General features: G+C 70.8%; 14 protein-coding genes. 8 read left to right on the forward strand and 6 right to left on the reverse strand.

Annotation, left to right across the window (positions count from 1 at the left end; all coding sequences use genetic code 11):
• The first annotated feature begins 23 nt into the window (after window positions 1-23).
• On the forward strand, window positions 24-1,997 hold the full coding sequence (locus FHR82_RS03900) for a bifunctional copper resistance protein CopD/cytochrome c oxidase assembly protein (RefSeq protein ID WP_184808807.1): 1,974 nt from the start codon (window positions 24-26) through the stop codon (window positions 1,995-1,997).
• A 106-nt stretch (window positions 1,998-2,103) separates the two neighbouring features.
• On the opposite strand, the gene FHR82_RS03905 is transcribed toward FHR82_RS03900, so the two are convergent.
• The 3 genes from FHR82_RS03905 to FHR82_RS03915 are packed head-to-tail and all read right to left on the reverse strand — an operon-like array spanning window position 2,104 to window position 4,522.
• Complete coding sequence (locus FHR82_RS03905; protein ID WP_184808808.1) at window positions 2,104-2,931, reverse strand: ABC transporter permease; 828 nt, start codon at window positions 2,929-2,931, stop codon at window positions 2,104-2,106.
• Window positions 2,932-2,942: 11 nt separating this feature from the next.
• Entirely contained in the window at window positions 2,943-3,881 is a 939-nt protein-coding gene (locus FHR82_RS03910) for an ATP-binding cassette domain-containing protein (RefSeq protein ID WP_184808809.1), read from the reverse strand.
• The gene (locus FHR82_RS03915; RefSeq protein WP_184808810.1) at window positions 3,878-4,522 is read right to left on the reverse strand and encodes a TetR/AcrR family transcriptional regulator; all 645 of its coding nucleotides are present in this window, start codon (window positions 4,520-4,522) and stop codon (window positions 3,878-3,880) included. Before FHR82_RS03915 ends, FHR82_RS03910 begins: the two co-directional genes overlap by 4 nt.
• A 195-nt stretch (window positions 4,523-4,717) precedes the next feature.
• Here FHR82_RS03915 and FHR82_RS03920 point away from each other — a divergent pair, with 195 nt between their 5' ends.
• The 7 genes from FHR82_RS03920 to FHR82_RS03950 all read left to right on the forward strand — a co-directional run bounded on the left by FHR82_RS03920 (window position 4,718) and on the right by FHR82_RS03950 (window position 17,211).
• Window positions 4,718-5,158 carry a single-stranded DNA-binding protein gene (locus FHR82_RS03920; protein ID WP_184808811.1) on the forward strand — a complete coding sequence of 147 codons (441 nt, stop codon included), beginning with the start codon at window positions 4,718-4,720 and terminating at the stop codon, window positions 5,156-5,158.
• A gap of 278 nt (window positions 5,159-5,436) precedes the next feature.
• Complete coding sequence (ettA, locus tag FHR82_RS03925; RefSeq protein ID WP_184808812.1) at window positions 5,437-7,113, forward strand: energy-dependent translational throttle protein EttA; 1,677 nt, start codon at window positions 5,437-5,439, stop codon at window positions 7,111-7,113.
• Between the two features lie 12 nt (window positions 7,114-7,125).
• Complete coding sequence (locus tag FHR82_RS03930; RefSeq protein WP_184808813.1) at window positions 7,126-10,761, forward strand: hypothetical protein; 3,636 nt, start codon at window positions 7,126-7,128, stop codon at window positions 10,759-10,761.
• Window positions 10,762-10,868: 107 nt separating this feature from the next.
• Window positions 10,869-15,836, forward strand: a complete 4,968-nt coding sequence (locus FHR82_RS03935; RefSeq protein ID WP_184808814.1) for an NAD-glutamate dehydrogenase — start codon at window positions 10,869-10,871, stop codon at window positions 15,834-15,836.
• Entirely contained in the window at window positions 15,836-16,264 is a 429-nt protein-coding gene (locus FHR82_RS03940; RefSeq protein WP_311770858.1) for an acyl-CoA thioesterase, read from the forward strand. Before FHR82_RS03935 ends, FHR82_RS03940 begins: the two co-directional genes overlap by 1 nt.
• Window positions 16,257-16,892, forward strand: coding sequence for a DUF8010 domain-containing protein (locus tag FHR82_RS03945; RefSeq protein WP_184808815.1), 636 nt, complete (start codon window positions 16,257-16,259; stop codon window positions 16,890-16,892). The genes FHR82_RS03940 and FHR82_RS03945 overlap by 8 nt, the downstream gene beginning before the upstream one ends.
• A gap of 19 nt (window positions 16,893-16,911) precedes the next feature.
• Entirely contained in the window at window positions 16,912-17,211 is a 300-nt protein-coding gene (locus FHR82_RS03950; protein WP_184808816.1) for a hypothetical protein, read from the forward strand.
• Here the strand turns inward: FHR82_RS03950 and FHR82_RS03955 are convergent, their stop codons facing one another.
• Genes FHR82_RS03955 through FHR82_RS03965 form a run of 3 tightly spaced genes read right to left on the reverse strand, consistent with a single transcriptional unit; the run spans window position 17,212 to window position 20,240 of the window.
• On the reverse strand, window positions 17,212-18,789 hold the full coding sequence (locus FHR82_RS03955) for a glycoside hydrolase family 13 protein (protein ID WP_184808817.1): 1,578 nt from the start codon (window positions 18,787-18,789) through the stop codon (window positions 17,212-17,214).
• 55 nt (window positions 18,790-18,844) lie between these two features.
• Window positions 18,845-19,243 (reverse strand): globin, encoded by a 399-nt coding sequence (locus FHR82_RS03960; RefSeq protein WP_184808818.1) that lies wholly within the window; start codon window positions 19,241-19,243, stop codon window positions 18,845-18,847.
• A gap of 22 nt (window positions 19,244-19,265) precedes the next feature.
• Window positions 19,266-20,240 carry a mechanosensitive ion channel family protein gene (locus FHR82_RS03965; RefSeq protein ID WP_311770859.1) on the reverse strand — a complete coding sequence of 325 codons (975 nt, stop codon included), beginning with the start codon at window positions 20,238-20,240 and terminating at the stop codon, window positions 19,266-19,268.
• Window positions 20,241-20,242 lie beyond the last annotated feature (2 nt).

Below are 20,242 nucleotides of genomic sequence, written 5' to 3' on the forward strand. Positions count from 1 at the left end.
ATGCCGGTGACTACAGTCAGGGCGTGTCCGTCGACAGCACCGCGAAAACCGCCCACTCGCGGATTCCCAGCGTCGTCCCGCTGATCTTCGTCTCGGCGCCGTTCGCGGCACTGGTCGCCGTCGTGCTGCTCAGCTACACGGCCCCGGACGCGACGCTGGACGTGCAGTTCGGTGCGGCGGTGCGCGTGGCGGCTGAGGCTGGCGCGGTGCTCACCGTCGGGTGCCTGCTGTTCGCCGCCTTCCTTGTGGCGCCCCAGAAGTCGGGCCTCATCGGCGCAGGCGGGTACGCGGCGCTGCGGACCGCTGCGTGGTCGGCGCTGGTGTGGTTCGCGGGCGCCGTCGCGTCCGTCCCGTTCCTCGTCGCCGACGCGATCGGCCGCCCGGTGTCGACGGTCCTGCGCGACCCGGCGCTGATGTTCGAGCTCGTCGGGGTCCTCGAACAGGCGAAGGCCTGGCTGATCACCGCGGGCATCGCCCTGTTCATCGCGTTCGCCGCGTTCGTCATGCTGTCGTGGGGCTGGATCACCGTGCTCTTCGGCCTCAGCGTGTTCGGCGTGCTGCCGGTGCCGATGACCGGGCACTCGTCCTCGGGCGGCAACCACGACCTGGCCAGCAACAGCCTCGTGTTCCACCTGGTCGCGGCGTCGCTGTGGGTCGGTGGCCTGGTCGCGCTCATGATGTACGCCAGACGGTTCGAACGCGGGCCCGCGATGACCGTCGCCGCCACCCGGTTCTCCTCGGTGGCGCTGGTGTGCTGGATCGCGATGGCGGTCTCCGGCGTGATCAACGCCTGGGTGCGGGTGCCGGTCAGCACGGTGTTCGACAGCTCCTACGGCTGGCTGGTGATCGCCAAGATCGTCGCGCTGGGGCTGCTCGGCGCGTTCGGCTACTTCCACCGCCAGTACAGCGTCCGCGCCATCCAGGAAGGTGGCACGAGCAGGCTCCTGGTGCGGCTCGCCGCGGTCGAGGTGCTGGTCATGTTCCTCACCATCGGCATCGCGGTCGCGCTGGCCCGCACCCCACCGCCGCCGCTCGAGTACCTGCCCGGCCAGGTCGAGCTGGAGCTGGGCTACCCGATCGACGCCCCGCCGACGCTGCTGAACCTGCTGACCGCGTGGCGGTTCGACCTCATCTTCGGCACGCTCGCGATCGCCATGGCCGTCCTGTACCTGATGGGCGTGCGCAAGCTGCTGGCCAGGGGCGACAAGTGGCCGATGGGCCGGGTCGTCGCGTGGCTCGCGGGGTGCGCGACGATCCTCTTCGCGACCTCGTCCGGCATCGGCCGGTACTCGGCCGCCATGTTCAGCGTGCACATGGAAGTGCACATGATGCTGTCCATGCTGGCGCCGGTGCTGCTGGTGCTCGGCGGGCCGGTCACGCTGGCGCTGCGGTCGCTGCCGGTGGCGGGCAAGGACGGGGTGCCTGGCCCGCGTGAGTGGCTGCTGGCGCTGGTCCGCTCGCCGCTGTCGCGGTTCCTGACCAACCCGATCGTCGCGCTGGTGCTGTTCGTCGGGTCGTTCTACGTCCTGTACTTCTCCGGCCTGTTCGACTGGGCGCTGGACAAGCACTGGGCGCACCTGCTGATGAACGCCCACTTCCTGCTGGTCGGCTACGTCTTCTACTGGCCGGTGATCGGCATCGACCCGTCGCCGCGCAGGCTGCCGCACGTCGCCCGGCTCGGCATGGTGTTCGCGTCACTGCCGTTCCACGCGTTCTTCGGCGTGATCCTCATGGGCATGAACACGGTCATCGGCCAGGAGTTCTACCAGCGGCTGGCGCTGCGCTGGAACAGCGACCTGCTGTCCGACCAGCGGCTCGGCGGCGGGATCGCGTGGGCGGCCGGTGAGCTGCCGCTGCTGATCGTGCTCGTCGCGCTGCTGGTCCAGTGGGCCCGCGCGGACGACCGCGAGGCCCGGCGGCAGGACCGCCGGGCCGACATGGAAGGCGACGACTCCGACCACGCCGCCTACAACGCGATGCTGAAGAAGCTCAACTAGTCAGCCTCCCCGGATTTAAAGGGTTGGTGGCTGGGTGCCGTCACGTTCCCCTGAGGTATCCGCTGATCAGGCACAGACGTCAGCGCAAAGATCCACGGGACAGGTCCTAGAACGACAGGGAACGGCGGAAGCCGCGCACCGCGGCCACGATGCCAACGACCATCAGCAGGGCGCTCGCCGCGAGTGCCGCCGCGACCCCGTTGCCGACCGGCAGATCCAGCGCCAGGTTGCGGGACGCGTCGACCGCGTAGGTCAGCGGGTTGACCGTGGCGACCACCCGCAGCCAGGCGGGCAGCCCGTCGACCGGCACGAACGCGCTGGACGCGAACATCAGCGGGAACATCGCGAGGAACCCGATGGTCTGCATCGACTCCGCGTTGCGTACCCACGCCCCGATCGCGAGAAAGATCCACGACAGCGCCCAGCTGACGGCCAGGGCCAGCAAGAACGCCGGCAGCACGCCCAGTACGCCCCCGGCAGGGGAGAAGTCGAACAGCACCACGGCCGCGACCAGCAGGATCACCAGCTGCAGCGCGGTGCGGACCAGATCCGACAGGCTGCGCGCGACCAGCACCGAACCCTGGTGGATCGGCAGCGACCGCAGCCGGGCCAGCACGCCGTTCTTCATGTCCGACACGAGCCCGATGCCGGACTGGAGCGCCGCCCCGATGCCGGTCGTGACCAGGATCGCGGGCATCAGGTAGTTGATGTAGGTGACCCCGGCGGGGAAGCTGCCGGTGTTCGCCATGCCGCTGAAGACCTGGCTGAACAGCAGCAACATGATCAGCGGCTGCAGCACGCTGAAGATCACCAGTTTGGGGTCGCTCACCAGCGAGCGCAGCGACCTGCCGGTGAGGATGGCGATCTGTGACGTGACTCCGGTGCCGCGCCAGCGGGGGAGCGCCGTGGTCGGCGCGACGGTTGCGGTGGTCATGACTGGCTCCTTCAGGCGGCCTTGTTCTTGGCGAGGGTGAGGTAGACGTCGTCGAGGCTCGGCTCGGTGAGTGCCAGCTCGGCCACCTCGACGCGGACCTCGTCGAGCGCGCGGACCACGACGGCGAGGTCCGCGGAGGTGTCGACGGGGGTGCGCAGCTCGGCGCGTGGCTCGTCGAGCACCGGCGCGAGGCCGTGGCGCTCGAGCGAGACGATGGCGGCGGGCGCGTCCTGCGGCGAGGCGAGCGTGACGTGCACGGCCCGCTTGCCGACCTGCGACTTCAGCTCCGCGGCCGTGCCGGAGGCGACGACCCTGCCCGCCGACAGCACCGTGATCGCGTCGGCGAGGCGGTCGGCCTCCTCGAGGTACTGGGTGGTCAGCAATACGGTCGTACCGTCACCGACCAGCTCCTCGACGATCCCCCACATGCCGAGCCGGCTCTCCGGGTCCAGGCCGGTCGTCGGCTCGTCGAGGAAGATCACGTCCGGCCTGCCGACCAGGCTCGCGGCGAGGTCGAGCCGCCTGCGCATGCCGCCCGAGTACGTCCTGGCGGCCCGCTTGGCGGCGGCGGTGAGGTCGAACAGGTCCAGCAGCTCGTCGGCCCGCGCCCTGGCCTCGCGGCGGGTCGCGCCGAGCAGCCGGGCGATGAGCACGAGGTTGTCGACCCCGGAGAGCTGCTCGTCGACGGACGCGAACTGCCCGGTCAGGCCGATGCGTCCGCGCACCTCGTCGCCGTCGCGCGCCACGTCGAACCCTGCGACGCGGGCCGTGCCGCTCGTGGGCGGGAACATCGTGGTGAGGATGTTGACCAGCGTGGTCTTGCCTGCGCCGTTGTGGCCGAGCAGGCCGAGCACGGATCCGCGCGGCACCTCGACGGTGACGGCGTCGAGTGCGGTCACGTCGCCGAAGGCCTTGGTGATTCCGGTGGCCTCGATCATGAGGTCGTTCATGGCTTGCTCCCCTTTTCAGTGCGGATGACCCCGTGGAGGAACAGGTCGACGATCTCGGCCGGGTCCCCCATGGACTCGCCGAAACCGTGGCCCTGCATGCGGTTGGTGAACACGAGGCCGAGCAGCATCCGCACGGCCCGCTCGGGGTCGACGCGGAGGTTGTCGGCGGTCTCGTCGAACAGGCCGCCCATGGCGTGCGATACGCGGAGCATCTCGGGTGGCGGGCCCGGCTCGTGTTCTTTCTCGTCCCCGTGCATGCGCTGCCGCATGGCCTCGGGGGAGACGCCGCCGGTCCGCATCGCCTGCCCGACGGCCCAGATGCGGTCGAGGTAGCCGCTGATCGCCTCGACGCCGAGGGTGAGCCGCCCCGCCAGCGGGCCGCCGGTGCCGATGCGCTCAATGACCGCGACTTCCTCGTCGGAGTTCAACCCGGCCCGCATGCAGGCGATGAGCAGGTCCTGCTTGTCCTTGAAGGCGCGGAAGACCGTGCCCTCTGCGATGCCCGCGGCGGCGGCGATCTGGCTCGTGGAGACGTTGCCGCCGTGCTCGATCAGCAGGGGGAGTGTCGTGCGCACGATCGCGGCGCGCCGCTCTTCCTGGCTCATCGCGGGCGCCCGGCGCCTCTTCTCGTCCTCGACCATGCTGCCAATGTATGAGTGAGTTCTCACTCACGTCAATGAGTGAGGACTCACTCATGCGGTGACGCCTACCACAGCCCACCGACATTTCCCGGTCCGCGCCGCCGTCGATCGGCGAGTTGTCCACAGCAGCACCGGTGATCCACAACCCGCCGGTAACTCCCGGCACCCGTCGGCCGTTCGCGGCACGCTTGGCCCATGTTCGAAACACCGATCACCGTCACCGGCCGGGTCGTCACCGACGTGGCGACCCGCGTGACCGCGGCGGGAGACAAAGTGGCCAACTTCCGCATCCTCTGCCAGGAACGCCGCTACGACAGGGAACAGGAGACATGGGTGGACGGCGACCGCCTGTACATGCGCGTGACCGGCTGGCGCAAGCTCGCCGAGGGCCTGGGTGCGCTGGAGAAAGGTGACCAGGTGGTGGTGAGCGGCCGGCTGAAGGTCCACGAGTACACCGCCGCGGACGGCACCCTGCGCGCCGGCCCCGAGATCGATGCCCGGGCAGTGGGCCCGGACCTCGCCTGGCACACGGTGATCGTCAACCGGCGAGCGTGGGCGTCCGCGGACCAACTCGCGCTGGTCGGACCGACGGGCCAACCCGAGACACCGGAAGAGGAGGTGGCCGACGCGGCCTGATCTCCGCCTCTCTCACCGTCTGCCCCAGGTTTCCGCAGGAGCCGAACCTGCGACCCAGAGCGTGGCGGCCTCGCCCACGGTGGAGGGCCACACAATGTTCGTCCACCCGGCCGACCCGGTCGGGTGAACCAGCCGAGTCCCGGAAGGAGTCGATCACCCTGGCCTTCGTGGTCCGGTCCCTCTGCCGGTGGATTGCCGCCTGACCGCACATCGTTCGCGTAGGCAAAACAGCCACACCGCGGTCATGGCCGAGCACCGACCGCTCTACGATCGCGCCCATGGCCGAGTTCATCTACACCATGAAGAAGGTGCGCAAGGCGCACGGGGACAAGGTCATCCTTGATGACGTCTACATCCAGTTCTACCCCGGGGCGAAGATCGGGGTGGTCGGCCCCAACGGCGCTGGCAAGTCGAGCGTGCTCAAGATCATGGCGGGGTTGGACCAGCCGAACAACGGCGAGGCGTTCCTGTCCCCCGGGTACACGGTCGGCATCCTGCAGCAGGAGCCGCCGCTGAACGAGGAGAAGACGGTCCTCGGCAACGTCCAGGAGGGCGTCGGCGAGATCCACCAGAAGCTCATCCGCTACAACGAGATCGCCGAGCTGATGGCGACGGACTACTCGGACGAGCTGATGGAGGAGATGAGCAAGCTCCAGGAGGACATCGACCACGCGGACGCGTGGGACCTGGACTCGCAGCTCGAGCAGGCGATGGACGCGCTGCGCTGCCCGCCGCCGGACGCGGACGTCACGCTGCTCTCCGGTGGTGAGCGCCGACGGGTGGCGCTGTGCAAGCTGCTGCTGTCGAAGCCGGACCTGCTGCTGCTGGACGAGCCGACCAACCACCTGGACGCGGAGAGCGTGCTGTGGCTGGAACAGCACCTGCAGCAGTACTCGGGCGCCGTCCTCGCCGTCACACACGACCGGTACTTCCTGGACAACCTCTCGCAGTGGATCCTCGAGCTCGACCGGGGGCGCGCGCACCCGTACGAGGGCAACTACTCCACCTACCTGGAGAAGAAGGCCGAGCGGCTCGCGGTCCAGGGCAAGAAGGACCAGAAGCTGCAGAAGCGGCTGAAGGACGAGCTCGCGTGGGTGCGGTCCAACGCGAAGGCGCGGCAGACCAAGTCCAGGGCTCGTCTCGACCGGTACGAGGAGATGGCGGCGGAGGCCGAGCGGACGCGCAAGCTCGACTTCGAGGAGATCCAGATCCCGCCGGGGCCGAGGCTGGGCAACATCGTCGTCGAGGTCGACAAGCTCAGGAAGGGCTTCGGCGACCGGGTCCTGATCGACGGCCTGTCGTTCGACCTGCCCCGCAACGGCATCATCGGCGTGATCGGGCCGAACGGTGTCGGCAAGTCGACGCTGTTCAAGACCATCGTGGGCATGGAGAAGCCGGACGCGGGCGAGGTCAAGGTCGGCGACACGGTGAAGCTGTCCTACGTCGACCAGGAACGTGGCGGGATCGACCCGAAGAAGAACGTGTGGGAGGTGGTGTCGGAAGGGCTGGACTACATCCACGTCGGCCAGGTCGAGATGCCGTCCCGCGCGTACGTCAGTGCGTTCGGGTTCAAGGGTGCCGACCAGCAGAAGCCGGCGGGCGTGCTGTCCGGTGGCGAGCGCAACCGGCTCAACCTGGCGCTGACCCTCAAGCAGGGCGGCAACCTGATCCTGCTCGACGAGCCGACGAACGACCTCGACGTGGAAACTCTCGGCTCGCTCGAGAACGCGTTGGAGCAGTTCCCGGGCTGTGCGGTCGTGATCTCTCACGACAGGTGGTTCCTCGACCGCGTCGCGACGCATATCCTCGCGTGGGAGGGCACCGACGAGAACCCAGCCAAGTGGTTCTGGTTCGAGGGCAACTTCGAGGGCTACGAGAAGAACAAGATCGAGCGCCTCGGAGAGGAAGCCGCCCGCCCGCATCGGGTCACCTACCGCAAGCTGACCCGCGACTAGGTTGGGGGTGCGGTGGCGGCGGCCTGGAACGACCTACCGGCGATCGGTGGGCTGCACGAGTGCGCCGCGCTCGTGGGCTCAGCGGAAGCGCTCCGTGTGAGCGCGCCGGAGCTCAGTGTCCAGCTCGCCAGGCGCGCGCTGCTGGTCGGCGCCACCGACGCCTCGGCAGCCACCACCGACGTCGGTGAGGGCAGGAACCTGTTGATGCGTGCACAGGCGTTGCTCGCGTCGGGGTTCGTCCGGGTCAGCCAGCACCCGAAGGCCGTCGAACCCGGGTTCGCGGCCCTCGCGCTGGCCGAGTCCGGCGGTGCCCCGGACGTCGCCGCCGGGGTGCGGATCGATCTGGCCGCGTGCGCGCAGCAGGTCGGCGAGCCGCTCCTGGGCGGCGCGATCCTGCGTCCGGTGCTGGAGTCCGTGCAGACACCGCCGTCGGTGCGGGCCACGGCACTGGGCAGGCTCGTCGGCTGCGTCGCACACGTGGCACGGCGCGACGACATCGAGGACGCGCTCTCCGAAGCCGACCGCCTGCTCGCCGCCGACAACGGGATCACCGCGGACGTGCGGCGGATGGAACGGGCCCGCCTCGCGGTGCGGTCCGCCGGCTACCACCGCTGGTACGGCGACACCGAGGACGCGATCACCGCGGCCCGCGAGGGGCTGAACCTGCTGACCAGGTTGCGCAGCGACCTGCGATCGGAAAGCGACCGGCTGCGGGCGCGGCTGTCGCTGGAGCTGGTGTGCGGTCTGCTCGACGAAGGCGAGCTGCACGAGGCGGAGGCGGCCGCACACCCGGTCGTCGACGAGCCGGTGCGCGCCACGTCGGCGGCCTCGGTCGGCAGGCTGATGCTGGCACTGGCGACGCGGGTGTACCTGCCGTCCGGCCAGACGGACCGCGGCAGGCACCTGCTGGACCAGGCGGCGTGGATGGCGGAACGCCACGCGTTGGACGGTTTGCGTGCCGACACGCTGACCGAGGTGTCCCGCCTCGATGAGCAGGCGGGCCGGGCAGGCGACGCACTGGAGGCGATGCGGTCGGCCCGTGCGGCCGAGCACCGCCGCATGCGCGCGGTGTCGCGCGCCGCCCGCATCGTGCTGGTGGAGGTGGGCGCCAACCACGGCGTCCGCGACACCACCCAGCAGTCGGTGGCGGCGATGGTGCGTCAGCTCGCACACCCGGCCGGGCTGCCTGCCGCGGTGGCTCCGCCGCCACAGGTCGGCCCCTCCTCGGCCACACCGTCGCGGGAGAACCACACGCCACCCGCCGCCGCGGAGCTGGCGGGCACGGTCGACATGGACGACGAGGGCACCCGCCTGCTGGACCGGGAGGCCTTGTTCCGCAGGCTCCGCTCGGTCCGCAAGGGCGAACGGCCGGTCGCGCTGACCCTGGTCCGCCTCGAACCGAACGGTGACGGTGGCAAGGACGACGACCGCGGTCCGGACACGGGCATCATGGCCGGCCTGGCCGACAGGGTCCGTGACATGGCCCCGGACAACGCCGAGGTGGCGAGGTCCGACGGCGGTGAGCTCGCGGTCATCCTCCCCGCCACCACGAGGGACCAGGCGGAGGAGTTCGCGGCCACCATCCGCGAGTCCGACTGGGCGAGCGCCGAGGACATGAACATCAGCACCGGCGTGGTGCAGACAGACCATGCCACCACCGACGCGGCAGGCATGCTGACCGCGGCCCGCGACGCACTGACCCCAGGACAGCCCCCCGCACAGACGGCACAGGTCCCGCCCCAAGCGGCACAGACTCCGGCACACACGGCGCAGGCTCAGGCGGCGCAGGCTCAGGCGGCGAACGCGGCCTCTCTGGCGGACACGTCGGCGGCACTGCACTCGGCCCTGTCGGAGGACACGCCCACCAGACCGCTGAACGCGAGGCCTGCCGAACAGGGGCCTGCTGAGCAGGGGACCACCGAACAGGCAGGCGGCCGCTCGATCCTGAGCGCCCTGAGCATCCCGTCGGGCAGCGGCGGCCGCCGAAGGGCGGGCGAGGAACAACCCCCGGGTGCGAAGTCCCGCTGGCCGGCCGAACCGGCGGAGGCCCCGCGCTGGACCAGGGCGGAACGAAGGGCACAACAGGAGTCGACCTGGCTCGCCGACCCGACCTCAAGACCCCAGGGCGGCTGGCCCGCCTCGGCGGAGGAACCGAGCCAGGGCAAACGAGCCGCCACGCCGGACAAGCCGTCGTTCGGCGAAACCGTTGCCCTGAACCGAACCCAGCTCCCCACCCACCACGGCAACCCCCCGGGCGAGACCACCCGCCGCGACCTCCGGACCCCGGCGACCACAGGCTCCTCGGCCACAACCAACGAGGCCGCTCGGCCATCCGCCGCCCCCCAGGACACCGCGGCGCCCGCCTCCGCCGCCCCGACGAACACCGCCCCGACGAACACCGCGCCCTCGGACACCTCCGGCCGCCACGGCACCCCGGCACCCGCTCGCGGCGAGGAGCCGGGAGCCGCTCCTCAAGCCGCCACGGATGCGAGCGCGTCCGCCGGCTCGGCGAGCAACACCACCGAGGCGCCGCGCGCCGGGACTGCTACCGGGCGCCCTGCCGAGTCCGAAGCGGCGAGCAGTCAGGCCGCGGATGCGCCGGATGTTCCGGCGGGTCGCGTCTCGCCCCCGCATGAGGACACCGCGAAGCCGGACGTTCCCGCTGAGCCGCCGTCCGCCGCGGTCGCCACCGCGAGTGGCGCCGACGCTCCTGAGCCAGGCCTGAACGGGACCGGTGGCTGGGGTTCCGGAGACGGCGGGTTCGCGGCCGGGCTCGCGGGGCTGTCCAGCGGAGGAACGCTGCGCGGTGCGGGCGATGCCGAGTCCCAGCGGTCCTCCTACGAGGAGACCAAGGCCGAACTCGCCAGGATGATGTCCGCGCTCAACGCCAGGTCGCTCGCGTCGCGGGAGAGCAAGAGCAACGGGGCCCGGCAGTCGGTGCCTGCCCCGCCCGAGCCCGACGTACCCGAGCCGCCCGCCCGGTCCGACGTGGCCGAACCCGTGCCGGAACCCACCGTGCCGGAACCCGCCGTGCCCGTCCCGGCCCCGCAGCCCGCGCCAGGGCAGCGGTCCGGGCTCATGGCGGCCTTCGACGCGCTCACCGGGCCCCTGCCCGGCCTCCGGGCTGAGTTCGACGCCGCCGCCGAGCTCCCCGCGCGCAGGCCGGCCAAGTCGTGGGCCGAGCTGGAGTCGTCGGCCGTGGTGGAGTCCCCCGCGGACGACCTGTTCGGGACCGAACCAGGGGCCGAGCCCGGGACCGAACCGGGCACCGAACCAGGGACCGGGACCGAGGCCGTCGCCGAGACCAGGACCACCGAGAAGCCGAAGTTCCGCTCCTCGCTGGGAGCGGCGTTCGCCGAGTTCGGGGCGACCGAGAAAAAGGTCACAGAACCGGTCAAGGAAACGGTTCAGGAAACCTCGTACGACGAGCCGATCGGACCGCAGCCGCGGCCCAACCACCTCCCGCGACGCGGGGAGAGGTCCTCCGCGACGATCGCCAGCCTGCTCACCGAGGCACTCGCCGCATACCAGTCCACGGCCGAAGATGCCGAGGAACCCCGGGCTCCCGAGCGGTTCGACTCCTTCGTCGGGGACGAGGCGGAACGGCAGCAGTCGGGGGTCAGAGGACGGCACCGGTCGCCCGAATGAGGCGCAGGGTTACGTCGTACGGTTGGCCCGTCGCCCTCGCGTGATCGCTTAGTCTGTGTGCCGCATGTGGCACACCGTCGTGCCGCCAATCGTGGAGTCGCCTGAACATGAGCTCGCCCGGAACCCGCACCCGCACCGACAGAACCGGTGGGTTGGACCGGACAGAAACCGAGGAGACCCCGGAACAACGCCGGGACGATCTCATCGAGCAGGCCGCGTCGGCCGCCCCGGACATGGCGGACCTGATCCGGCACTACTACCGCTACATCCCGCCGGAGGAGGTCAACGACACCGATCCGGTTGACCTGGTCGGGATCGTGCGCACGCACCGTGACCTCGCCGCACGCCGGGTGCCCGGCCGGCCCGCGGTCCGCGTCTTCAACCCGGACGCCGAGACCGACGGCTGGCGCACCGCGGGCACCGTGGTGCAGCTGGTCAACGACGACATGCCGTACCTGGTCGAGTCGGTGAGCGCCGAGCTCGTCCGCAACGGCCTGCAGGTGCACCGGGTCGTGCACCCGATCGTCGTCGTCAGCCGGGACGTCACCGGCGGCCTGCGTGACATCCTCACCGACGCCGAGGCGGACGACCCGCCATCGGACGCGCTCGCGGAGTCGTGGATGTCGATCGAGGTCGACCTCATCACCGACGCCGACCGCAGCCGCGAGATCGAGAGCCGCCTCCTGTCGGTCCTCAACGACGTCCGCGAGGTCGTCGAGGACACCGACCGCATGGCGGGCACCGCCCGCGCGCTCGCCGACCGGCTGGAAGTCAGCCCGCCGATCGACGAGGCGCTGTCCCTCGAGGGCGCGGCCCTGCTCCGCTGGCTCGCCGACGGCCACTTCACCTTCCTCGGCTACCGCAGCTACGACCTCGTCCGCGACGGCGGCAGGCGCGCGCTCAAGGCCGTCCTCGCGAGCGGCCTCGGCGTGCTGCGCCAGGACAGCCTCGCCACCCGCGGCCTCACCGCGGGCCCGGACGCCGACGCCGCCGCCACCTCGCCGGACCTGCTGATCCTCACCGAGGCGTCCGCGCCGTCGTCGGTCCACCGGTCGACCTACCCGTACTACGTCGGCGTCAAGATGTTCGACGAGAACGGCGAGGTCACCGGTGAGCACCGCTTCCTCGGCGTGTTCACGATCAACGCGCTGCACGAGGACGTGCTCGACATCCCGGTCGTCGGCCGCCGCGTCCGCGAGGTCATCCACCGCGCGGGCTTCCCGCTGGAGTCCTACACCGGGCAGAAGATGCTCGAGGTCATCCAGAACTGGCCGCGCTCGGAGCTGTTCTCCACCAACACCGACACGCTGTACCAGACGACGACCGGCGTGATCGCGCTCGCCGACCGCCGCCGCCTGCGCCTGTTCCTGCGTCAGGACCCGTACGGCCGGTTCTTCTCCTGCCTGGTGTTCCTGCCGCGCGACCGCTACACCACCACCTCGCGCCTGGCGATGACGGGCGTCCTCATCGACGAGCTGGCGGGCACGAACCTCGAGTTCGCCACCCGCATCGGCGAGACCCCGCTGGCCCAGGTCCACTTCACGGTGCACACCGACCCGGAGGTGTCGACGGACGTCGACGTCAACCGCATCCAGGAGCGGCTGACCGAGGCCGTCCGCACCTGGGACGACCGCCTCGTCGAGGCCGTGTTCGCCGAGCAGCGGGACCGGGTCGACAGCGGCGCCCGCCGTGAGGGCGACATGGTCGCGGTCGGCGCCGAGTCCGCCACCGAGCAGGGCCTGCGGTTCGCGAGCGTGTTCCCGGAGGGCTACAAGGAGGACTTCTCCGCCGTCGAGGCGCTCACCGACCTGCGCAGGCTGGAAGGGCTGCGTGCCGGCGGTGGCCTCGACATGTCGTTCTACCGCCCCGGGGACGCGAAGCCCGGCGAACGCCGCTTCAAGCTGTACCTCGAGGGCGAGGGCGTCACGCTGTCGCAGATGCTGCCGGTGCTGCAGAACATGGGTGTGGAGGTCGTCGACGAGCGGCCCTACGAGCTGCACCGCGAGGACGGCACCCGCTGGTGGATCTACGACTTCGGCCTGCGGATCGACGAGTCGGTCGTCGAGGACAAGACCCCCGAGCAGCAGCTGCGGCAGCGCACCCTGTTCCAGGACGCGTTCGGCGCGATCTGGCGCGGGGACGCCGAGCCCGACCGGTTCAACTCGCTCGTGCTGCGTGGCGGGCTGAGCTGGCGGCAGGCGGCGCTGGTGCGCGCCTACTCCCGCTATCTGCGCCAGGCCGGTGTCCCGTTCGACCAGGGCGACGTCGAGGACACGGTGCTCGACCACGCCGAGGTCGCGATCGCACTGGTCCGGTTGTTCGAGACCCGCTTCGACCTCGCCAAGGCCGACGAGGTGCGGGACCGGGCGATGGAGTCCCAGGTCGCCGAGATCACCACGATGATCGACGAGGTCACGAGCCTCGACGCGGACCGCATCCTGCGCAGCCTCCTGGCGCTGATCAGGGCGACGCTGCGGACCAACTACAACGTCCGCGACTCCCGAGGCGAGCCGCGGCCCTACCTCGCGGTCAAGCTCGATCCCGCGCAGGTCATCGACCTGCCCAGCCCGAGACCGAAGTTCGAGATCTTCGTGTACTCGCCTCGGGTCGAGGGTGTGCACCTGCGGTTCGGCCCGGTCGCGCGCGGCGGGTTGCGCTGGTCGGACCGCCGCGCGGACTTCCGCACGGAGATCCTGGGCCTGGTCAAGGCGCAGGCGGTGAAGAACGCGGTCATCGTGCCGGTCGGCGCGAAGGGCGGGTTCGTGGTGAAGCGCCCGCCCGCGGGTGACGACCGCGAGGCGTTCATGGCCGAGGGCATCGCCTGCTACAAGGACTTCATCTCCGGCCTGCTGGACCTGACCGACAACCTGCGCGCGGGCGAGGTGGTCCCGGCCAAGGACGTGGTCCGCTACGACGCCGACGACACCTACCTGGTCGTCGCGGCCGACAAGGGCACCGCCACGTTCTCCGACATCGCGAACGAGGTCGCCGCGAGCTACGGCTTCTGGCTCGGTGACGCGTTCGCCTCCGGTGGTTCGGTCGGCTACGACCACAAGGCCATGGGCATCACCGCCCGCGGCGCGTGGGAGAGCGTGAAGCGGCACTTCCGCGAGCTCGGCAAGGACACGCAGACCGAGGACTTCACGGTCGTCGGCATCGGTGACATGGCCGGCGACGTGTTCGGCAACGGCATGCTGCTGTCCGAGCACATCCGCCTCGTCGCCGCGTTCAACCACATGCACGTGTTCATCGACCCGAACCCCGACGCGGCCACCTCCTACGCGGAACGGCGACGCCTGTTCGACCTGCCCCGCTCCAGCTGGGACGACTACGACCGGTCGCTGATCAGCGAGGGCGGCGGCGTGTGGCCGCGCACGCTGAAGTCGATCCCGATCAGCGAGCAGGCCCGGGTCGCGCTGGGGCTCGACGAGGGCATCACGAAGCTGTCGCCGCCCGAGCTGATGAAGGCGATCCTGCTGGCGCCCGTCGACCTGCTGTGGAACGGCGGCATCGGCACGTACGTGAAGGCGGAGACCGAGTCGCACGCGGACGTGGGCGACAAGGCCAACGACGCGATCCGCGTCGACGGCGCCGCGCTGAAGGTCAAGGTCGTCGGCGAGGGCGGCAACCTGGGCCTGACCCAGCGCGGCCGCATCGAGTTCGCGAAGGCGGGCGGCAAGGTCAACACCGACGCGCTCGACAACTCGGCGGGCGTGGACTGCTCCGACCACGAGGTCAACATCAAGATCCTGCTCGACCAGCTGGTCGCGGGCGGGACGCTCGCGCGGGAGCAGCGCAACGAGCTGCTCGCGGAGATGACCGACGAGGTCGCCGACCTCGTGCTGGCCGACAACTACTCGCAGAACGCGGTGCTCGGCGCGAGCCGCGCGCACGCGGTGTCGATGCTGACCGTGCTCGCGCGGCTGGTCAACGACCTGGAGACGACGTCCGGGCTGGACCGCGGCCTGGAGGCGCTGCCGACGAAGGCGCAGTTCCGCGACATGGACAAGCGGGGCGAGGGCCTCACCTCGCCCGAGCTGGCCACGCTGCTGGCGCACGTCAAGCTGCGGCTCAAGCACGAGGTCCTTGCCTCCGAGCTGCCCGACGCCGACGTGTTCGCGCGCAGGCTGCCGGAGTACTTCCCGACGCAGCTGCGGGAGCGGTTCGGCAGCGGCACCGACTCGGCGATCGGCAACCACCCGCTGCGCCGCCAGATCACGACGACGCTGGTGGTCAACGAGGTGGTCGACGGCGGCGGCGTCTCGTACGCGTTCCGCCTGGCCGAGGAGATGAACGCGTCCGCGACCGACGCCGTGCGCGCGTTCACGGCCGTCACCAGGATCTACGACCTGGACGGCCTGTGGCGCGACATCCGCGCGCTGGACAACGTGGTGCCGACGGCGGTCGCCGACGACATGGTGCTGGAGACCAGGCGCCTGCTGGACCGCGCGTCGCGCTGGCTGCTGTCCAACCGGCCGCAGCCGCTCGCGGTCGGCGCGGAGATCAACCGCTTCGGCAGGGTGGTCGCCGAGCTGGCGCACGACGTGCCGTCGCTGCAGCGCGGCGCGGAACGCGAGGAAGCCGCGCAGCGGGCCGAGGAGCTGGTGTCCCACCGGGTGCCCGCCGAGCTGGCGCGGCGGATCGCGGCCCTGCTCGACTGCTACGGGCTGCTGGACATCACCGAGGTCGCCGAGCTGGCCGACCGCGACGGGCTCGACACCGAGCGCAGCCCGCGCGAGACCGCCGAGCTGTACTACGCGCTGTCCGAGCACCTCAACATCGACTCGATGCTGACGTCGATCAGCGCGCTGGAACGCGGCAACCGCTGGCACGCGCTCGCCCGGCTCGCGCTGCGGGACGACCTGTACTCGTCGCTGCGGGCGATCACGCTCGACGTGCTGCGCCAGAGCGACCCCGGCACGTCCGCGGACGAGAAGATCGAGAACTGGGAGCGCGCCAACTCCCGGCGCATCTCCCGGTCCCGCGAGTCCCTGGAGGAGATCCGCGGGGTGGGCATGATGGACCTCGCGACACTCTCCGTCGCCACTCGGCAGGTGCGCAGTATGGTTCGGTAGTGGGTGTCTTCATCGCCGAGGTCCAACCGCGTTGGTCGGACATGGATTCGTACGGCCACGTCAATCACGCCAACACCGTGACGCTGCTCGAGGAGGCCCGCGTCGCGCTGCTCTTCACCGAGGGTGCGCGGCACGGAGCCGAGGGCATGGCGCGCGGTGTGGTGGTGGCCAAGCTGTCCGTGGACTACCTGATGCCGATCATCGCGGACGGCAATCCGGTGCGGGTGTCGGTGTCCGTGAGCGACATGCGGCACGCCGCCTTCACCCTCGACTATCGGGTCCACAGTGGACCGTTGGAGGAGATGGCCGCCGTGACCGCCCAGACGCTGATGGTGCCGTACGACACGGCGAGCGGCAGGCCGCGCAGGCTCACCGAGGGCGAGCGGGACTTCCTCGCGGCCTACCGGAGTGGGAGCAACGGTGCCTGAGCTGACCTTCGCCGACCCGTCCGAACGGGACGACCTCGGCGCGTTCGTGGCCCGTGCGGTGCGCCTCGACGGGCAGACCGCGGTGCGGCTGCGCAACCGCGACGGCGACCGCGTGGACGCGTGGGTCGCGACGCCGTTCGACGTGCTCGCCACGAGGACCGTGCGGGGCGCCATGGAGCCGGGCGACGTGACGGTGTTCGGCAACGACCTCCTCGCCGCGCTCGCGGTGTCGCGGGCCGACCGGGTCGACCCGGGCCGCGCGGTCGACATGCAGTGGCGCTCCGCGCTGCCGCCGCAGGCGCACTGGCAGGTCGTCGAGGAGCAGCTGCCCGCGAAGGTCGTGTCGGAGCTGACCGAGCGGGGCCTCGAGCTGGCGCGGGAGAACCAGGGACCGCACGGCACCCCGCCCGCGTCGCTGCTCGACCAGACGGTGCTCACGGTGTCCGGCGACGGCCTCGAGGTGAAGATCCCGATGCGGTGCCTGTTCGCCATGTCGGGCATGGGTTTCGTCGGCTCCGGCGACGAGGAGCACGTCCGCGTCACCGCGACCGACGCGTGGCTGCGCATCGACGCCCGGTTCGGCGCGGTGGTGCGCAGAAGGCACGCGTTGCTGCCATTGCTCGTCTGAGCGTGGTTCGATGGGTGGCATGAGCGACCCGGAGGACCCGACACGCCGGTTCCTGGACCAGACCGTGCCCAGGCACGACGAATGGGATGGCCGGGAGCCGGAGGACGGCCCGGCCCGGCCGAGGCACGTCCAGTACCCCAGCGAGCCGGTGGAGCCGTTGAGCGCCAAGGAACGCCGCTCGAACACGATCCGCGGGGTGGCGTGGGGCGCGGCCTCACTGGGCGCGTTCGGCGCGGGTGCGGCACTGTCCGACGACGAGGCGCGGGCCGAGTCACCGGAGATGGACGCCGGGTTCGGCGAGATCGGCAGCGGTCTGTAGTCAGACGAGCCAGACGGCGGTGTCCGGCGGCAGCATGCCGTCGGCGAGTGCGTCACTGGCCAGCAGGATCTCGCCCGGCGGCAGCGGCACCGCGGTGTCCGAGGCGTTGAGGACGCACACGAGCCCGCCGCCCTTGCGGCGGTACGCGAAGCAGCCGGCCGGGGCGCCGTACCACTCCAGCTCCGTGCCCGCGAACGCCGCGTGCGACTTGCGCAGCTCGATCGCGTGCCGGTACAGCGACAGCGTCGAGTCCGCGTCCTCCAGCTGCCGCTCCACGGTCAGCTTCGCCCAGTCCTGCGGCATCGGCAGCCACGTCGACGTGCCGGGGGAGAAGCCGAACGGCGGTTCGCCGCCCTCCCAGGGCAGCGGCACGCGGCAGCCGTCGCGACCGCGGTCCTGGCCGCCGGACCGGAAGTACTTCGGGTCCTGGATGGCCCAGTCCGGCAGTGCCACGTTCGGCAGGCCCAGCTCCTCGCCGTTGTACAGGTACACCACGCCGGGCAGCCCCAGCTCGACGAGCGCCATCGCCCGCGCGCGCTGCTCGCCCTGGTGACCGTCGCCGTAGCGGGTCACCTCGCGTGCCACGTCGTGGTTGGACAGCGTCCACGTCGGCGGCGCCTGCGCGGCGGCAGCGGTCGCCAGCGACGCCTCGATCGCGGTGCGCAGCTCGGCCGCGTCGAACGGCGCCAGGACCAGCCGGAAGTTGAAACCCAGGTGCAGCTCGTCGGGCCGCAGGTAGCGGGCGAGCCGCTCGTTGTCGGTCACCCAGATCTCGCCGACCGCCATCGCGCCGGGGTACTCGTCGAGGACGCGGCGGACCAGCCGGTGGATGTCGTGCACGCCGTCGTCGTCGAACCGGGGGTCGTACAGGTCGTGCTGGCCGATCGTGTTGCCCGCGCGCGGGTCCATGTCCGGCAGGTCGGCGGGCTTGGCCATGCCGTGCGCGACGTCGATGCGGAACCCGTCGACGCCGCGGGCGAGCCAGAACCGCAGCGTCTGCTCCAGGTCGGCGCGCACCTCGGGGTGTTCCCAGTTCAGGTCGGGCTGCCGCACGTCGAACAGGTGCAGGTACCACGGGCCCGGCGTGCCGTCGGGCTCCGCGACCTGCGTCCACGCGGACCCGCCGAAGACGCTGACCCAGTTGTTCGGCGGCCCGTCACCCCGGCCGGGACGGAAGATGTAGCGGTCGCGGGCGCGGGGGTCGGCGAGAGCCTCGGTGAACCACACGTGCTCGTCGCTCGTGTGGTTCGGCACCAGGTCGATCGTGATCTTGATGCCGTGGGCGTGCGCCTCGCTGACCAGCCGGTCGAACGCGTCGAGGTCGCCGAACAGCGGATCGACGTCCCGCGGGTCGGCCACGTCGTAGCCGTGGTCGGCCATGGGGGAGCGGAAGAACGGGGTCAGCCACAGCGCGTCGACGCCGAGCAACTCCAGGTAACCGAGCCGGTCGCGGATGCCGTCCAGGTCGCCGACGCCGTCGCCGTCCGAATCGGCGAACGAACGGACGTAGACCTGGTAGAAGGTCGCGTCTCGCCACCAGTCGGAGGCGTCCCTTGGGGTGTCCCCGGCTCTACGCACAATCGACCATCCTGCCAGTCGTCACCGGGACGCGAACAGGAATTCGGTGGTTCCGCTACGTCCAGCTGTTCATCAGGCTGTTGGCGGCCATCTCCAGATACCCCCACAACTGGCGCCGATGCTGGTCGGACAAACCGGCCTCGTCTACCGCTGTTCGCATGCATCGCAGCCAGGCGTCCCGCTCGATCGGCCCGATCGCGAACGGTGCGTGCCGCATCCGCAACCGTGGGTGGCCGCGACGCTCGGAGTAGGTGTGCGGCCCGCCCCAGTACTGCATCAGGAACAGCCGCAGGCGCTCCTCGGCGGGCCCGAGGTCCTCTTCGGGGTACAGCGGGCGCAGCACCTCGTCCTTGGCGACCTCCTCGTAGAACCGCGCGACGATGCGGTGGAAGACCTCCTCGCCGCCGGCGGTCTCGTAGAAGCTCGCTACTTCCTCAGGGGTAGGTGTGGCCACGTTTCCATCCTGCCATCCGTGCTCAGGCTTCCGAGTTGTTGGTGTAGCCACGCACCACGGGGCCCTGGATGCCCGCGTCCTCGAACGCCTCCATGATCCGCGCCCGCAACGTCCGCTGCACCGCCCACTGGCGGCCGGGCCGCACCTTGACGGTCATCCGCAGCATGATGCCCTCGGTGGCGGACACCCGCTCGACGCCGAGCACCTCCGGCGGCTCGAGCACGTCCTCGGCCACCGGCTCGTTCTCGGCGGCGTAGGTCGCGATGCGGCCGAGGATGTCGGTGGCCTGCCCGACATCGGCGCCGTAGCCGATCGGCACGTCCACGACCGCGACGGCGAAGCCCTGGCTCGAGTTGCCGACGCGGAGGATCTCGCCGTTGCGGACGTACCAGACGGTGCCGTTCACGTCCCGCATGGTGGTGATCCGCAGGCCGACGGCCTCGACGGTGCCGGAGGCCTCACCGACGTCCACGACGTCACCGACGCCGTACTGGTCCTCCAGCATCATGAAGACACCGGACAGGAAGTCCTTGACGACGTTCTGCGCACCGAACCCGACCGCGACGCCGAGGATGCCGGCGGAGGCCAGCACCGGCGCCAGGTTCACGCCCAGCTCGGCCAGGATCATCATGAACGCGATCCCGAACACGAGCACCGACGTGATCGACTTGAACACCGAGCCGATGGTCTTGGCGCGCTGGGCCCGCCGCTCGGAGAGCAGCGTGCCGAGCGCCTGAGGTGCTCGTTCCCTCAGCGGCCGCAGCAGGGTCGGGATGTTGCCGCCGCTGGCGCGGGTGAGGCGGTCGATCAGCTTGCGTGCGAGGGACCGGATGACCATGGCGACGATCAGGATCAGGATGATCGTGAGCGGTTTGGCGACCAGCCAGTCCGCCGATGACGCGAGCCACTGATTGCCGGTCAGCTGCTTCACCGTGTCGCACCAGTTGTCGCCCGGGTCGCACTCGGGGGCCTGGAAAGACAACTCAACATCGGTCACGG

Source organism: Actinophytocola algeriensis, assembly GCF_014203735.1.
GTDB classification, from domain to species: domain Bacteria; phylum Actinomycetota; class Actinomycetes; order Mycobacteriales; family Pseudonocardiaceae; genus Actinophytocola; species Actinophytocola algeriensis.

What these genes read in the sequence shown, in the direction of transcription:
- FHR82_RS03910 (WP_184808809.1), bottom strand. Translation starts at nt 3,881, where the DNA reads ATGAACGACCTCATGATCGAGGCCACCGGAATCACCAAGGCCTTCGGC.
- FHR82_RS03935 (WP_184808814.1), top strand. Translation starts at nt 10,869, where the DNA reads ATGAGCTCGCCCGGAACCCGCACCCGCACCGACAGAACCGGTGGGTTG.
- FHR82_RS03915 (WP_184808810.1), bottom strand. Translation starts at nt 4,522, where the DNA reads ATGGTCGAGGACGAGAAGAGGCGCCGGGCGCCCGCGATGAGCCAGGAA.
- FHR82_RS03920 (WP_184808811.1), top strand. Translation starts at nt 4,718, where the DNA reads ATGTTCGAAACACCGATCACCGTCACCGGCCGGGTCGTCACCGACGTG.
- FHR82_RS03950 (WP_184808816.1), top strand. Translation starts at nt 16,912, where the DNA reads ATGAGCGACCCGGAGGACCCGACACGCCGGTTCCTGGACCAGACCGTG.
- FHR82_RS03905 (WP_184808808.1), bottom strand. Translation starts at nt 2,931, where the DNA reads ATGACCACCGCAACCGTCGCGCCGACCACGGCGCTCCCCCGCTGGCGC.
- ettA (WP_184808812.1), top strand. Translation starts at nt 5,437, where the DNA reads ATGGCCGAGTTCATCTACACCATGAAGAAGGTGCGCAAGGCGCACGGG.